The sequence below is a fragment of the Bacillus sp. GMa5/1 genome (assembly GCF_050172015.1).
GTDB classification, from domain to species: domain Bacteria; phylum Bacillota; class Bacilli; order Bacillales; family Bacillaceae_G; genus Bacillus_A; species Bacillus_A cereus.
In genome coordinates, this window is record NZ_JBNLYC010000037.1 from 1 (window position 1) to 16,375 (window position 16,375).

The window sequence follows — 16,375 nt, forward strand, 5'->3', positions numbered from 1 at the left end:
AATATTACTGTAATATTATTAACGTTACAGTAATTGAAATACTACTCATTTTGTGTTTCATATGCCCTGATACGCCAAAAAACAACAAGGAAGCGCTATCAGGATATTTATGGAATTGTTACAGAATATTAATGCCCCGTTACGAAAGCTTTGTAATTTTATGTTTTTCGCAAATAAGAAAATAATGGTTGCTATAATGAGGTCAACGAAAACAAATGCAATGGAGGCTATTATGAAAAAATTTATGGGTATAGCAACAGCAGCGGTTTTTGGTCTTGGGATTTTCACAACATCTGCTAAAGCAGAAACAATCGTAACGACTGACGTACTAAACGTACGAGAAAACCCAACTACTGAATCAAAAGTTGTAGGAAAATTATTAGATGGATATAAAGTAAATGTTTTACATACAGAAAATGGTTGGTCAAAAGTTCAATTGAATAGCGGTAAAGAAGCTTTCATAAGCGCTGACTATACAAAAGACACTTACTACGTAACAGCAAACGTATTAAACGTACGTGCTAGTGCAAACACAGACTCAGAGATTCTTGGTAAGTTGAAAAAAGATGATGTAATTGAAACAGCACACCAAGTACAGAATGATTGGATTCAATTTGAATATAACGGAAAAACAGCTTATGTTCATGTTCCTTACTTAACGGGTAAAGCACCAGTTAAAGTTCAACCAGTAGCTAAAGTTGAAAAAACGACTACAGTTCAAGATACAGCTAAAGTTCGTGAAGCTGCTAAAGCTCAGGAAGTAGCTGAAACTCAAGCAAAAGCTAAAGCTCAAGAAGCAACTAAAGCTCGCGAAGCAGCTGAAGCTCAAGCAGAAGTTAAAGCTCAAGAAGCGGCTAAAGCTCGTGAAGCTGCTAAGGCTCAAGAAGCAGCTAAAGCCCAGGCAGATGCTGAAGCTCAAGCAGAAGTTAAAGCTCAAGAGGCGGCTAAAGCTCGTGAAGCTGCTAAAGCTCAAGCAGATGCTGAAGCTCAAGCAGCGGCTAAGGCTCAAGAAGCAGCCAAAGCTCGTGAAGCAGCTAAAGCTCAAGAAGCTAAGGCTCAAGAAGCAGCTAAAGCTCAAAAAGCTAAGGCTCAAGAAGCAGCTAAAGCTCAAAAACCAGCTACACAACAACCTGTTGCAAAAGAAACTGAAACAAGTGCACCATCATCTTCTCGTGAGTTACGTGTTGTAGCAACAGCTTACACAGCAGATCCACTTGAAAATGGTTATAAAGCAGGCGACCAAGTAAAATCAGCTTTAGGTCATAACTTAACAGCTAATCCAAACATGAAACTTATTGCAGTTGATCCAAGTGTAATTCCATTAGGTTCAAAAGTATGGGTTGAAGGTTACGGAGTAGCAATCGCTGGTGATACTGGTGGAGCTATTAAAGGTAATAAAATCGACGTTTTAATGCCAGATAAAGGTACATCAAGTAGCTGGGGACGTAAAACAGTTACAGTTAAAGTATTAAACTAGTTAGTAAAAAAGAGTCAGTCTCATCCTTGAGGCTGGCTCTTTTTTACTCTATTAAACTACTGAAAAATGACATAGTAAATGAAATTATATCAACGATTTTTCAAATATATCTATCGTAACCTACAATATATCAACGATTTTTCGAATATATCTATCGTAATTTATAATATATCAACGATTCGACAAGAGATATCGATTTACCGACAAATTTTGACGTTAAAAGTACTTTAATATTAAAAAGGCGGTCCAAAATTTGGAACGCCCCCTATCTTCCCTATTCCACACAAGTAAACTGCGTCCAAGCTCCTACATAATCTAGTAAGAATAACTCCTCTTCCGCAATTGTACCGACGATATTTTTCCGTTCATCTATCGGCATTTCTTTCAGAATGATTTGCAGTTCACCTTTATACTTACCAAATGAATTGTTTCCAATTACAACTTGCCCTCTTTCCTGCAGCACACTTTCACGCACTGGGAAGTCATAATCTTTGTACTTTTTACGTACTTCTGTAGAACGTATCATATACTCTGTTATGTCACCGCGCCTTACATGTAATTCTTGCAACGTGGCTCTCCTTTCTACTTCAGTCACTTCGCCTACAAAGTGCACTTTTAGCTGTAACATGTAGCGATTTAAGTTTCCTAGTTTTTCTAACTCTTCCTCACTCGCATAAGCATTTCCGATAATGACATCATCGATTAGCCCTGTTGCCCATAAATGCTTCGCTTGTACTTCAATTGGTAAATTACGATGCTCTTCTAACGTACATAATCCGTCGTTAATATCCCATGGACCGATGTTTGCGGCATGTGATGTAATAAAAGCTGCACTGCGAATACCATGCTTTTTAAAGCGTTCACTGCAGCGAATGAAATAATCGTACGGAAGACCAGTGAATTTTTGCGGATAAAAATTATGGCAACCAATTAAAGCTGATTTATTCGCTTGATGCGAAAGAATATTTTCTAAGTACGCAATATCGTTACTTACATTTAACTCAATTTTTAAACCGTACGGATTATTCGTCATTTTTGCTTCAGTTAACCCGTCGAAGCCTACATCTAAACGAATACCGTCTGCGCCTAACTCCGCGAAGAATGATAAATCGCTATAACTAATACCAAGCTGATCAAACACAGCCGGAGCTACATCTAAAATAACTTCCATATTGTTATCTTTTGCGTGATTGATAATCTCTTTAAATTCAGCTACAATTTCTTCTTTCGGACGATTCACAGATAACAAACAAGTAAATATTCTTGAAAAACCGTGTCGTGCCGCTGCGGAAATATAAGCCATATCTTTTTCTTTCGTTGAATGTTCTGGATAAAGTGAAATTCCTAATTTACGCTCCATGCTTTTGCATCTCCTTCACACGTTGTATTAATGCCATGCTCGTAAATCTATATTTTGCAGATAAACACGTTGCACATAAAATTGTCGGTACAATAATTACGTACGGTGATTGCAATCCTAACATTACATATGCACCCATTGAACAACCGATAAATAAAACTGATACTAATAGTAACACTAATAAAGATTTACTTTGTACCCATTTCGAATAATGAGCAATACACTGTCCGACCACGAATGTAATTAAGATGATAATTGCTCCGAGCATTCTGTTTTCTCCTCTCCTGCTAATTGTTGTTTCTCATACATTTTGAAGAATGGATAGTAAATAACGAACGAGATAACAAAGTTAACAAGTACAAGTACACCAGCCATAATTGTCCAGTCCGTACTAATCACCGCTGCAATTGGTGCTAACATCGTAAATGGCAGTTTCGCCATCATAAGTGGAATCATACCTGAAACAACTGCGAAATATGATACCGTCGTTGTCACTAACGGTGTAATAACGAACGGAATAATTAAGATTGGGTTCATTACAATTGGTGCACCGAAAATAATTGGTTCGTTAATATTGAATAAGCCTGGCACGAATGATAATCTACCTAACTCTTTTAAGAACTTAGATTTAGAGAACATAAACATAATAACTAAAGCTAACGTTGATCCTGATCCACCGATCCATACGAACCATTGAATAAATTGCTCTGTAAATAAGTTTGGTAATTGATGTGCATTTCCTGTAGCTGTGAATACTTCCATATTTTCAAGAATTGCCGAATCCCACATTGGACGAATGATCGGTCCTAAAATCGCAGGGCCATGTATACCGAATGACCAGAAAAATACGATTAAGAATACTGTTAATAAACCGCCGAATAAATTATTTCCTACTAATACTGATTTTAGTGGTGCGATTAAGTATGTAATTGTTGTATTTACATCAAATTTCAAACCGTAGCGAATGCCCCAGAATAAAAGAATAACTGCTAATGTTGGAATTAATGCTGCAAACGAATTTGAAACTGCTGGTGGTACACTATCTGGTAATTTAATCGAGATATTATGCTTAATCATAAAATGATAAATTTCTACTGCAATTAATGCTGTAACAATTGCGCCGAATAAAGACGTTGCACTTAATGTTCCTACTGAAATATATCTACCTACATCAATAACACCTGGTACAGCTTTCGTAATTTGAATTGGTTCAACTGATGCTAGTAAAAAGGCGAGTACAGATAATAACCCTGCACTTAACTGATTGAGCTGATAAAAGTTCGCGAGCGAAGCCCCTACACCAAACGCTGCGTATAATGCCATTAGTCCTACTGTAAATCGAAATGGAATATCTAAAATATGGCGAAACGGTGCAATCCATTCCATATATGCATCAATTGGTAAATTTAAAAAGATAACGAAAAATGATCCGACGATCGTTAACGGTAATGTAGAAATAACCCCGTTTCGAATTGCTAATAAATGTCGTTGTCCTGCAATCTTTTGCGTTGTTGGCATAATCTTTTGTTCCATAAAACTCATAAACCCATTCATCAATAGCCCTCCTCTTTCTCTCTACTATAAAAGAATGAAATAAACTTTATAACATTATAATGTTTATATTTAAAAAGATATAATTATGCTAAAACTAATTGTTCTGCTTGCTTAAGCACTTTCAAACCATCACACATACCATAATCTCGTTGGTCTATAATCGCAACTGGTATGTTGTATGAGTTCGCAAGAAACTCTACAGCTGGAAATAAATATTTCACTTGTGGACCGATTAAAACGACATCTGCTTCCTTTATTTCAAGTTTCACAAGTTCTGAATCAACCGCCTTAATTTTATAATTCTTCCCCTGTTTCTTTGCCTCTTCTTGCATTTTTCTTACGACCATACTCGTTGACATACCTGCTGCACAACATAATAAAATGTACATCTTATACGGTCACTTTCTCTTCTACTCGTTTATGAAGAGCAATAAATTCTTCAGCCAGTTCTTTCACTGTAATTGCATTCATTAAATGATCTTGTGCGTGCACTAACAGTAAACTAATTTCTGCATGATTTCCTCTTGCCTCTTCTTGAATTAAATCCGTTTGAATACGGTGCGCTGCTGAAATTTCCTCACTAGCAAGTTTCATCTTTTCACCAGCATTCCCGAAATCTCCTTGTCTTGCAAAAGCAATTGCTTCAAGCGCCGCGCTTCTCGCATTGCCACCATGTAAAATTAACGCAAATGGAGTTTGCATATCAGCCATTTTAAATTCCCCCAAGCTATATGTTTTCTATATTTTTATCTTATTATGAAAACGCATACAATTAAACATAAAAAACTTCCGTTATGTAACGGAAGTTTTTATATACTTTTTCAAAATGATAATAAAATCTCTTGAAAATCTTCAATTACCTCGGTCTGAGTAAGTTTCTCTATCGTAGTTTGACTAGACATAATATCATATAAAAAATCATAAAGCCTTTGCAAATCTTCATTATTATTGCGCTTTACACTAAATAAAATAATTACTTGTACTTTTTTATCTCCCCAATCAACAGCCTTTTCAAGTGTGCAAAACATCAAAAAAGTTTCCTCACTTAATAACTGCATCGGATGCGGGATTGCAACTGAATTCCCAACCGCTGTCGGAGACGTATTTTCTCTCTCCATAACAGAAGCATAAAAGTTTTTTGGTACATAGCGTTTCTCAGCAGCTTTTTCACATAAAAACTGAATAACATCCTCTTTCGTAGAAGCATTATGATTTAAAAAGATTAAATCTTCCTTAATATAAGGCTGCACACTAGTATTCACATGCGTAAACAACCGCTGACCAATCGATTTAATCTCTTTATCATCAAATATTGAATTCACTTTTATAACTGGAACAGGCAAGCCACTCGGTATATGAATCGTACTAATAATACAATCTATTTTTTCTTTATAAAGATCTTCTACTTTCAATTGATAATAGCCTGTAATACCTACAATCTCTAATTTATCTCGGAACTGTGATAAAATTTTATATTTTAATAGTTGTGCACTTCCTTGACCAGTCGCACAAACTAATAAGCATCTTTTCTTTTGATTTTGCTCCTGCAAACGGCTCATCGCTCCGCCGAAGTGAATTGCAATATAACCAATTTCACTTTCAGGGATCGATTCACCCGTATATTCACCAATGATATCTCCAACAAGAACCGCAATTTCAAAAGCATACGGATAATTCTTTTTCACTTCTGCCAAAAGAGGATTTCTCGTATTTAACTTATACTTCAAACGATTTAATAACGTTTTTAAATGAATACCAAATCCAAATAATAATTCTTCATCATAATAAAAAATAAGATTCCGTTCTTCCGCTACTTTAAAAAGAATATGTTGCATAAATGCATATATATCTTTCCCTAATAGCTCTTCTACATTTTCATAGCGATCTCTCGTTGTAACAGCAGTACTTAATAAATGCATCGTCACATATAATACTTCTTCTTCTGGAAATGAAAATTTCAACTCTTTCTCTAAATCTCCTAAAATCTGCTTCGCAATTGTATATTCTTTCTTTAGTATAAGTTCTGATTGCTCCGCATGCAGTCCTTTCATATAATGTTGACTTTGACAACGCTTTAATGCGATTGCAATATGAATGACTAAATTATCAATTTCTATATCAGATAAATATATTGTTCCGCCTTCAATATACTTTAATATAATTGAACGAATGAGTGATATATGAGGTAGCGATAAATATGTCTCCGTCTGCTCAAATTGCTCATGAAACGGAGTATGATCATAACGCGGTAAACCATATTGTGATAAACAAGAACGAATATTAAATTCCTCTCCAACAATACGTATACCATAATACGGTCTCTTCTCAATTTGTAATTCATAGCGACCACATATATCTGTAACATCTTTCATAATTAAATTGACCGTTGATTTGCTCACATACATCTCTTCCGCTAATTCTGAAAGCTTCACATATCTCTCTGTCATTAAAACACGCTGCAGAATGTACGCTATTCTTTCTTCATAAGAAGTTGGGATCTTTTCCGTCTGTTTTTGAAATAGACTCACACAAAAGTCTTCAAATTTCTTCTTTTGTATAATTTCTAATTCGTACCCATTCCCTCTTTGCGATTCGATTTTCGCTCCGTTTTCTTCCAATATATCATTTAATAATTTTATATCCTTTTGAATCGTCTTCGTTGATACATGTAAACGGCCTGCTAAAAAAGCTCGATTTAACATCGATTTCTCTTCTAAAAATTCCTCTAAAATAGAAATTAATCGCTGATGCACCTTTGTCATAGCTCTTCCTCTCGCTCTTTATATATAAAGGGGGAAAAGCTGCTGAAATCAGTAGTTTTTCCCCTTTATATTCTCTCTATTTCTTTAATGTAAATCCGAATTTATCCCATGCTTGTAAATAGTCTAGTAAGAAAATCTCTTCTTCTACAATTCGACCAACTACATTTGTTTTTCCTGTATTCACCATATCTTTTAATGCAATTTGTAATTCGCCTTTATACTGGCCATATTGTTCATTATCAATTAATAAATCTCCACGCTTAATTTCGCGCGTATTATGAGGTTTAAATTCTTCTTTTTTATATTTCACACGACTTTGTGTAGAACGAATCATATATTCAGATACATCTCCGCGATAAAAATGTGGTTCGTCTAATACGATAATTCTTTCTAGTTCTGTCGTTGTATCATATATTTCTATATCAAATGTTTGTTTCTCTTTATTTAATGCACCTAGTGCTTGTAATTCTTCTTCTGACGCATATGCGTTTGCAATAATAACATCATCAATTAATTCAGTCGCGAATAAATGCTTCGCCTGTGTTGTCATCGGTAATTCACGATGCTGCTCTAATGTACATAACCCTTCTGTTACTGGCCAAGGTCCGTATGTTGCATCAAATGATGAAATAAAAGCTGCCGTTCTCATACCGTAATCTTTAAATTGTTTCGAGCATTTAATGAAATGATCGTATGATAATCCTGAATAACGATGCGGATAAAAATTATGACAACCAATTAAATTTTCACGATTTGGTCTATGACTCATAATGTTATCTACATACTTCGTACCATTGCTCATATTAATCTCAATTTTCAAACCATACGGATTATAAGTCATAATTGATTCTTCTAATCCTGAGAAACCGACATCTAAACGAATACCGTACGCACCTAATTCATGGAAGAATGATAAATCATTATACGAAATACCTAATTGTTCAAAAACAGATGGACTAATATCAACTAATACTTGGAACCCTAATGCATTCGCATGAGAGATCGTTTCTTTAAATTCTTCTATAATTTTCTCTTTTTCTCCATCCACAGATAATAAACATGTGAACACACGTGTAAATCCATATTTACTTGCTAATGTTAAATACTCCTTATCTTTCTCTACTGTTGAATGTTCTGGATAAATAGAAATACCTAATCGTCTCATATGTACACGCCTCTTTCTTCATCATATTGTAAACCTTTTCAAATATATGTAGTGAAAAAGTATATATCCCCTTCTTGTTCACTACTCTTTTGAATCCGCTTTCTTTAAAGAAAAAACAATTTCTATCATTCTTAACACCTACAAGTCTATACATCTATACTTTACATCTTTTTTTCATAGTTGTGTAGCTTTTACACAAATTTGTCAGTTTTTCATCTTAAAAATTGTTATCCGTTTTCAAGACACCTTCCTTGACTGTTGCATTGGCCAATACATATACTCGAAAGAAAAGAGAAAACTTTATATAGGGGATGAATATATGGGAGAAGCAATACTCGTAAAACGAGAACCGTTATGGACGAAAGAGTTTGTTGCTTTAATTTTTGCAAACTTATGTATGTTTTTAGGGTTTCAAATGTTAATTCCAACCTTACCTGTTTATGTGAAAGAAATTGGTGGCACAAGTTCCAATATCGGATTTGTTGTCGGCATGTTTACCGTTGCGGCACTTTTTGTTAGACCGCTAACTGGGAACGCCTTGCAAAAATTCAATAAAAAAATCATTTTAATGATCGGCACTGCTATCTGTTTACTCGCTATGGGCAGTTACCTTTTCGCCTCAACTATCTTTCTCTTGCTTGCTGTTCGTATTTTACACGGAGCTGGTTTCGGTATTACAACGACTACATATGGAACTGTCGTTTCTGATTTAATTCCCTCAGCTCGCCGCGGAGAAGGCATGGGATATTTTGGCCTTTCTGGAACAATTGCAATGGCCCTCGGTCCACTTATCGGACTATGGCTTATGCAAACATATAACTTCACAATTCTTTTTTTATGTGCATTATCGTGCACAATTGTTTCATTAATATTAACGAAACTACTTCAAATCCAAAAATCGAAACAGCCTCCACAACAATTATCTAGTACTTTTCTCGATGGATTTATTGAGCGTAAAGCTTTACTTCCTTCATTATTAATATTATGTATTACATTAATGTACGGAGGAATCGGAAGTTTTATCACTCTATTTGCTACAGAAGTCGGCATAGCTGATATTAGTCTCTTCTTTTTATGTAACGCACTAGCAATCGCTGTAACTCGTCCATTCTCTGGAAAGCTATATGATGCGAAAGGCCATACATTCGTCATCATTCCGGGAGTTATTATAACTTTTACAGGCATTATTTTATTGTCGTATACGACGACAATTCCGAGCTTAATTATTGCTGCAGCATGTTACGGAAGTGGTTTTGGAGCGATCCAACCTGCACTACAAGCATGGATGATTGACCGCGTAGCACCGCATCGACGCGGCGTAGCAACGGCTACATTCTTCTCCGCATTTGACCTTGGAATCGGCGCTGGAGCGATTATATTTGGATTTATTGCTCATTTTACAAACTATGCAACTGTATATCGTTACTCCTCTCTATTACTTATTGCTTTTCTCTTCATTTACATTACAAGCATAAGAAAACAAAAGCATGGCGATAAAAACACGGAAAAAGCTGCTGGATAATTCAGTGGCTTTTTTATCGTGTTAAAAGAATTATTTCCCCTCGTTTTGCTGTTATAAAACTACATGCATTTTCCTACATATTTTTTTAACTTTCATCAAAAAATATACGATGAACTCGCAGACGCTTTCCTTAATATTCGACTGAACAATATTATTCTAAAAAGTGTGATTTCTTTACAAAATTAAGATTTATACAAGATGAAAACCAATAAAACACAGCTGTTTCTTTAAGGGATTGTAAACTTTTCTTCTCTTTGTAAATTTAGTGTAAATTTTACTAGCAAACCGTTTACAGTACCTCAAGGTTCAGTTAATAATTACACCGTACATGAAATTTAAGGAGTGGAATGCGTGGAATATAATGTTCAAGATATGATCTTCCAGTTCATTGGTGGATTAGGTATTTTCTTATTCGGGATTAAATACATGGGCGATGGACTGCAACAAGCAGCTGGAGATCGTCTTCGCGATATTCTAGATCGTTTTACAACAAACCCACTCATGGGTGTACTAGCAGGTATGTTAGTTACGGTATTAATCCAATCCAGTTCAGGAACAACCGCTTTAACAGTCGGACTTGTAAGTGCAGGATTTATGACATTAAGACAAGCAATCGGTGTTATTATGGGTGCAAACATCGGTACGACAGTTACTGCATTTATTATCGGAATTAAAATCGGAGAATATGCTCTCCCAATTATGGCAGTTGGAGCTATCTTATTATTCTTCTTTAAAAATAAAAAAGTACATTCTTTAGGTCAAGTTATATTCGGCTTTGGTATGTTATTCTTCGGTTTGGAATTAATGAGCACAGGTATGAAACCTCTTCGCTCTTTAGAATCATTCCAAGAATTAACGGTTAGTATGAGTGATAATCCAATTTTAGGAGTTGTTGTCGGTACAGTCTTTACTTTAATTGTACAAAGTTCAAGTGCAACTATCGGTATTTTACAAGAACTATTTGGTCAAGGTGCAATCGATTTACAAGCTGCCCTTCCTGTATTATTCGGTGATAACATCGGTACAACAATTACAGCTGTATTAGCAGCAATCGGTACTTCTATTGCCGCAAGACGTGCAGCATTAGTTCACGTTATCTTTAATATCGTCGGTACAATTATATTTACGATTTTATTAGTACCATTTACAAGCTTAATTCAATATTTCCAAACATCATTAAACTTAAATCCAGAAATGACAATTGCATTTGCACACGGAACATTTAACGTAACAAATGCAGTTATTCAATTCCCATTCATCGCTGTATTAGCATGGATTGTAACAAAACTTATTCGCGGCGAAGATTCTGCTATTGATTTCAAACCGCAGCATTTAAACCCAATTTTTATTGAGCAATCTCCAGCTATCGCTTTAACAGAAGCTCAAAAAGAAATTATCCGTATGGCTGAGTTTTCATTACATGGATTAAAAGAAGCAAACCAATTTTTAAATACACAAGACAAAAAACACGCTGACATGGCTACTCAATTAGAAGGAGCTATTAACAATTTAGATAAAAAAATTACCGAGTATTTAGTTTTACTATCAGAAAAGCCGCTTTCGCCTACGGATTCTGAAAAACATTCCGTTTTAGCAGGTGTTGTTGGAGATATTGAACGTGTCGGTGATCATGTAGAAAACCTTGTAGAACTTGTAGATTTCCAAATTTCAAACCGTGTTTCACTATCAGACGAAGCATTAGCTGAATTAAATGAAATGCTGGAATTAACAATTTCAACACTGCAAGACTCAGTTGAAGCTTTAACAAACTTCGATACTGAACTAGCTCAAACTGTTATTGCAAAAGAACGCAAAATCGACCAAATGGAACGTGTTCTTCGTAAACGTCACGTATTACGTCTAAACGAACGCAGCTGTTCAGGTGATGCAAGTATCATCTTCGTCGATATGGTAAGTAACTTAGAGCGCATTGGCGATCACGCTGTAAATATCGCTGACGGTGTTTTAGGCGAACAAGGAAAAATCAATTTAAAACAATCATTATAATAAGAAAGAGACGCTAACGTAAGCGTCTCTTTCTTATTATATTTTAACAACTGTTCTTCCTTTTAACTTCCCTTGCAATATAAGTGTAAACTTCTTCTCTAATTCTTCTAATGTACATTCTTCTGTATAAGACAGTAACTCTTTATTTCCCCATTCATTCGCTAAAAGCGTCCAAACATCTCTTCTCACATCTACTGGACATTGCACGGAATCTACCCCTAAAAGGCTTATGCCCCTTAAAATAAACGGATATACCGTTGTTTGTAGTTCCTGACCTGCCACATTACCGCATGTCGTTACACAACCACCATACTTTACTGTTTTTAAAGCTGTTTCTAACATACGTCCACCTACAGTATCAATAACTCCGGCGTATATCCCTTTTAACATCGGTCTTCCTGATTCATCATTCAATTCCGCGCGATGAATCACTTTTTTCGCTCCTAGACGTAGTAGCATATCTTTCTCTTCCATTTTTCCTGTCGCTCCTACTACGTTAAACCCTAACTTACTTAATATACTAACAGCTACACTGCCTACGCCGCCTGTAGCACCCGTTACTAAAACATCTCCCATACTAGGCTTGATTCCTGCCCCAATAAGCTTATATACCGACAACGCCGCAGTAAAACCTGCTGTCCCATACATCATACTTTCCTTTAATGACATTCCTTCTGGTAAAGGCACGACCCAAGATGATGGCACGCGAATATATTCTCCGAAACCACCAGAGGTATTCATACCTAAGTCATATCCCGTTACAATAACTTGATCTCCTGCTTTAATGGTAGCATCTTCACTACTCACAACTACTCCTGCAGCATCAATTCCTGGCGTATGAGGATATGTTCTCGTAACACCTTTATTACCAGTAGCTGAAAGAGCATCTTTATAATTTAATGAAGAATAATGAACTTGTATGAATACGTCTCCCTCAGGTAAACTACTTACTTCTCTCTCAACAACTTTTCTTACAAACTGATGATTTTCCTTTTCGTTCACAACGATTGCTCGGAATGATGTATGATTCATTATGCTCTCTCCTTTATCCGTCAAATTCTTCTTTATTATATAGAAGAAATAAGTAAGCTTACTCATTTCTTCTTGGCTATATTTCAACAAATCTTACTTCCCTATCACTTTCTCATAATATATATTTTCATTTCTACTAAAAGCCCTTATACTTATTCTACATCTGACAAATAATATATAGAAAATCTGACTTTTTATAAATATATTGAATTTTTACGAAATGTAAATGTTTTGTAATGTTTTTTTTCGCTAAATTTCATTATAATAAGTGGATATGAGTGTCGTATTTCAATCCAAATGAAGGAGTACAGGAAATGGAGCAAAACCCATCTTTGCAAGAAAATACACGCAATAAACCGAAAAAAAATAAGAAAAAAATAAAAATTATTATAAGCGCTATACTATTCGTTTTATTAATAGGCGGCGGTTATACTTGGTTTTTAGTAAATAAAGCATCTTCTGCTGTTCGAAATGCCGCACACGATTTAGCACGCGGTGATAAATCTGATTTACGTGATAAGGCTGTAAAACCTATTACAAACAATGTCTCTGTTTTAATAATGGGTGTCGATGAAAGCGATGTCCGTGGAAAAGAATATGGTGAAGCTATAAGAACAGACGCGCTTTTACTTGCAACATTTAATAAAGATAGCAAAACTGTTAAACTATTAAGTATCCCACGTGACACATATACTTATATTCCAATAGAAAAGAAAAAAGATAAAATTACACACGCTCATGCATTCGGTTCTGCTAAAAACGGAAAAAATGGTGGACCACAAGCAAGCATTGATGCAGTTGAAAAATTAATGAATGTTCCTGTCGATTATTTTGTAAAATTCAACTTTAAATCATTTATAAAAATCGTCGATGACTTGGGCGGTGTTGAAGTTGATGTACCAGTTGAATTTACTGAGCAAGATAGCAATGATAATGCTGAGGCTATTCACCTAGAAAAAGGTGTTCAAAAGCTAAATGGCGAAGAAGCTCTTGCTCTTGCTAGAACAAGACACATCGATAGTGATGCCATGCGTGGACAACGTCAACAACTCGTTATCGAGGCTATTTTAAAGAAACTAACAAGTGTTGGTTCTGTAACAAAAGTTGGTAACATCATTGATGATATTAACGGACAATTCGTTACAAACTTAACATTTGATGATATGCTTTCATTCTATAAATATGGATCGGATTCGGAAATTGAGAAATTACAAATCCAAGGTGATGATTGCTATATGGCAAAAGGTGACGATACTTGTAGCAAATCTGCTGGTGGTGGTCGAACTTACTACTACAATCCAGATAAAAAAGAATTAGCTAATGTTACAAATGAACTTCGTACTCATCTTGGGCTACCTGCATATACAAAGTCTGGCTCAGACTCTGATTCGAAAAAGACAAAAGAATCTAAGTCTGAAAATTCAAGTGAGCGCGAATCAAGTAACAATGAAGTGAAAAATAAGAACAAAAATAGCAGTGAAGATACAGAAACATCGTCTAACGACAATGAATAGTAAAGAAGCAGTACTCTATGGAGGTAGAGTACTGCTTCTTTTTATTTCGTCAGAATCAAAAATCAGAACTTTCTAACTATCTTTTTCAATATTTTTAAATTATAATAAATAGTAGCAATCTATTCCAATTATCAGGGGGCTCATACATATGAAAGCTGCAGTAAAACATAACATCTCAGATTTTAAAGACTACTTAAAATCCAACGATATATACATGGAAGAAAATATAGATGAAAATGATGGCTCTGTTCATTTTTCAGTAGGATTAGAGACTGAAGCTGGCGCAAAAATTCAACTTATCGCTGCTTTCCAAAACGAACATCCTACGGTGGATATATACTGCTTCAATGTTGCTCACGTGCCTGATGCAACATCAACAAATGATATTTTACATCTCATTAATGAATTAAATACATCTTATCGCTTTGCAAAATTCACATTAAATAAGCAAAATGCAATTGATATTTCAACATCTCTTGCATTCTCAGAACCAAACTTTAATCCAGCACTTGTCTTTGAACATACGAGAATGCTATATAAATTAGCAAATGACGAATATAAAAACTTAATGAAAGTTATTTGGGCATAAAGTAAAACTATAATCCGTTAGGTTTACGGGCAATAAATAAAAGGATGGGCTGTAAGCAGCACCATCCTTTTATTTTGATATCATATCGATCCACATTTTAACAGCAGTGCCTACAATTAAAGTGGACAATACATATTGCAGTACTTTTTGATTTAGCCTCTTCCCGACTCGTGCTCCAAGTGGCGCAGCAAATATACTGGCAACCGCAATAATTAGAGCTGGAATGATAACTACTTGCCCAGTAACCATTTTTCCTGTAGTAATCCCTATTGAGGAAATAAACGTAATAGCGATAGATGTTGCGATCGTCATACGCAGTGGTAATTTTAAAATAACTAGCATAATGGGAACTAAAAGGAACGAACCTCCAGCTCCTATAATGCCTGAAGCTCCCCCTACAACGAACGCTAACAAGCTTGCTAACCATTTATTATACTTCACATCTCCACTATTATTTTGTTTCGGTACAAACATCATAATAGCAGCAATTGTGGCTAAAGCTGCATAAACAACATTGACCGTATGTTCCGCTAATACGTTAGCACCAAAACTCCCTATGAAACTTCCTATTAATATACTAGCTCCCATATATACAACTAGCGTTTTATCCATATCATTACTTTTCCGATAGGCCCATGCCCCTGCAAAAGTTGCAAAGAATACTTGTACCGCTGTAATACCGCTCACTTCATGTGATGTATAGCCAGAAAATCCTAGCAATACCGGAATGTATAAGATCATCGGATAATTAATAATCGCACCGCCAATTCCAACCATTCCTGATATAAACGATCCTATAAATCCAATTATAAAAAGTAATACGACTAAGCTCATCTTACATCCCCTCCCTTCTAGAAAGAAGATGAATTAAATGAATAAGTTTACATTCCCATCCGAAGCATCTGCTAAATAAGCTCCTACTCCTGCAAACTCTACCCCTTCCATAATCTCTTCCTCTTTTAACCCTAATAAATCTACTGTCATTTGACAAGCGACAAGTTTAATCCCCTGTTCTTTCGCCAAATCGATTAAATCTGGTAAAGGCATCGCATTATGTTTTTTCATAATACCTTTAATCATCTTTGGTCCCATACCTGCAAAATTCATTTTTGATAATCCCATCTTATCCGCACCGCGTGGCATCATTTTTCCAAACACTTTTTCTATAAAAGTTTTCTTTACCTTCACATGCTCATCTTTCCTTAAAGCATTTAATCCCCAAAAAGTATGAAAAATAGTTACCTCTTGATCATACGCCGCTGCACCATTTGCAATAATATAAGCAGCCATTGCTTTATCATAATCTCCGCTAAATAAAACGATTGTTGTTTTCTTCTGTTGTTCCATGTTGTTCTCCCTCCGATTACCTATAGGGGTATTTTATCATTTATAA

The 16,375-nt window shown here is 35.4% G+C and carries 15 protein-coding genes; 5 read left to right on the plus strand and 10 right to left on the minus strand.

Features of this window, described 5'->3' with window-relative positions; translation table 11 throughout:
• The first annotated feature begins 109 nt into the window (after positions 1 to 109).
• Positions 110 to 1,477 carry a cell wall-binding protein EntC gene (gene entC / locus ACQGSG_RS11635; protein WP_325842986.1) on the plus strand — a complete coding sequence of 456 codons (1,368 nt, stop codon included), beginning with the start codon at positions 110 to 112 and terminating at the stop codon, positions 1,475 to 1,477.
• A 274-nt stretch (positions 1,478 to 1,751) separates the two neighbouring features.
• Here the strand turns inward: entC and ACQGSG_RS11640 are convergent, their stop codons facing one another.
• The 7 genes from ACQGSG_RS11640 to ACQGSG_RS11670 form a co-directional block, all read right to left on the minus strand.
• On the minus strand, positions 1,752 to 2,837 hold the full coding sequence (locus ACQGSG_RS11640; protein ID WP_098396379.1) for a DUF871 domain-containing protein: 1,086 nt from the start codon (positions 2,835 to 2,837) through the stop codon (positions 1,752 to 1,754).
• A complete protein-coding gene (locus tag ACQGSG_RS11645; protein WP_000900048.1) occupies positions 2,827 to 3,105 on the minus strand; it encodes a hypothetical protein in 279 nt (92 codons plus the stop codon). Before ACQGSG_RS11645 ends, ACQGSG_RS11640 begins: the two co-directional genes overlap by 11 nt.
• On the minus strand, positions 3,081 to 4,391 hold the full coding sequence (locus ACQGSG_RS11650; RefSeq protein WP_098396381.1) for a PTS sugar transporter subunit IIC: 1,311 nt from the start codon (positions 4,389 to 4,391) through the stop codon (positions 3,081 to 3,083). Before ACQGSG_RS11650 ends, ACQGSG_RS11645 begins: the two co-directional genes overlap by 25 nt.
• A gap of 83 nt (positions 4,392 to 4,474) precedes the next feature.
• Complete coding sequence (locus ACQGSG_RS11655; protein WP_000275642.1) at positions 4,475 to 4,780, minus strand: PTS sugar transporter subunit IIB; 306 nt, start codon at positions 4,778 to 4,780, stop codon at positions 4,475 to 4,477.
• Between the two features lies 1 nt (position 4,781).
• The gene (locus tag ACQGSG_RS11660) at positions 4,782 to 5,102 is read right to left on the minus strand and encodes a PTS lactose/cellobiose transporter subunit IIA (RefSeq protein ID WP_000774631.1); all 321 of its coding nucleotides are present in this window, start codon (positions 5,100 to 5,102) and stop codon (positions 4,782 to 4,784) included.
• A 110-nt stretch (positions 5,103 to 5,212) separates the two neighbouring features.
• Positions 5,213 to 7,153, minus strand: coding sequence for a BglG family transcription antiterminator (locus ACQGSG_RS11665; RefSeq protein ID WP_098396383.1), 1,941 nt, complete (start codon positions 7,151 to 7,153; stop codon positions 5,213 to 5,215).
• A gap of 76 nt (positions 7,154 to 7,229) precedes the next feature.
• Positions 7,230 to 8,318 carry a DUF871 domain-containing protein gene (locus ACQGSG_RS11670; protein ID WP_001253348.1) on the minus strand — a complete coding sequence of 363 codons (1,089 nt, stop codon included), beginning with the start codon at positions 8,316 to 8,318 and terminating at the stop codon, positions 7,230 to 7,232.
• Between the two features lie 319 nt (positions 8,319 to 8,637).
• Between ACQGSG_RS11670 and ACQGSG_RS11675 the strand changes: the two genes are divergently transcribed.
• On the plus strand, positions 8,638 to 9,840 hold the full coding sequence (locus ACQGSG_RS11675; protein ID WP_098396414.1) for an MFS transporter: 1,203 nt from the start codon (positions 8,638 to 8,640) through the stop codon (positions 9,838 to 9,840).
• 351 nt (positions 9,841 to 10,191) lie between these two features.
• Positions 10,192 to 11,847: a Na/Pi cotransporter family protein gene (locus ACQGSG_RS11680; RefSeq protein ID WP_000456265.1), complete on the plus strand. Its 1,656-nt coding sequence runs from the start codon at positions 10,192 to 10,194 to the stop codon at positions 11,845 to 11,847.
• Positions 11,848 to 11,883: 36 nt separating this feature from the next.
• Here ACQGSG_RS11680 and ACQGSG_RS11685 read toward each other — a convergent pair whose 3' ends face one another.
• Positions 11,884 to 12,879, minus strand: a complete 996-nt coding sequence (locus tag ACQGSG_RS11685) for a YhdH/YhfP family quinone oxidoreductase (RefSeq protein ID WP_325842988.1) — start codon at positions 12,877 to 12,879, stop codon at positions 11,884 to 11,886.
• 314 nt (positions 12,880 to 13,193) lie between these two features.
• On the opposite strand from ACQGSG_RS11685, the gene ACQGSG_RS11690 reads away from it, so the two are divergent.
• Together ACQGSG_RS11690 and ACQGSG_RS11695 are read left to right on the plus strand one after the other, a co-directional pair.
• Entirely contained in the window at positions 13,194 to 14,393 is a 1,200-nt protein-coding gene (locus ACQGSG_RS11690) for an LCP family protein (protein WP_000437393.1), read from the plus strand.
• A gap of 148 nt (positions 14,394 to 14,541) precedes the next feature.
• On the plus strand, positions 14,542 to 14,982 hold the full coding sequence (locus ACQGSG_RS11695; protein WP_000642360.1) for a YbjN domain-containing protein: 441 nt from the start codon (positions 14,542 to 14,544) through the stop codon (positions 14,980 to 14,982).
• Between the two features lie 69 nt (positions 14,983 to 15,051).
• On the opposite strand, the gene ACQGSG_RS11700 is transcribed toward ACQGSG_RS11695, so the two are convergent.
• Positions 15,052 to 15,816: a sulfite exporter TauE/SafE family protein gene (locus ACQGSG_RS11700; protein ID WP_000060714.1), complete on the minus strand. Its 765-nt coding sequence runs from the start codon at positions 15,814 to 15,816 to the stop codon at positions 15,052 to 15,054.
• Between the two features lie 33 nt (positions 15,817 to 15,849).
• Positions 15,850 to 16,329 (minus strand): DsrE/DsrF/DrsH-like family protein, encoded by a 480-nt coding sequence (locus tag ACQGSG_RS11705; protein WP_000437728.1) that lies wholly within the window; start codon positions 16,327 to 16,329, stop codon positions 15,850 to 15,852.
• Between the last annotated feature and the right edge of the window lie 46 nt (positions 16,330 to 16,375).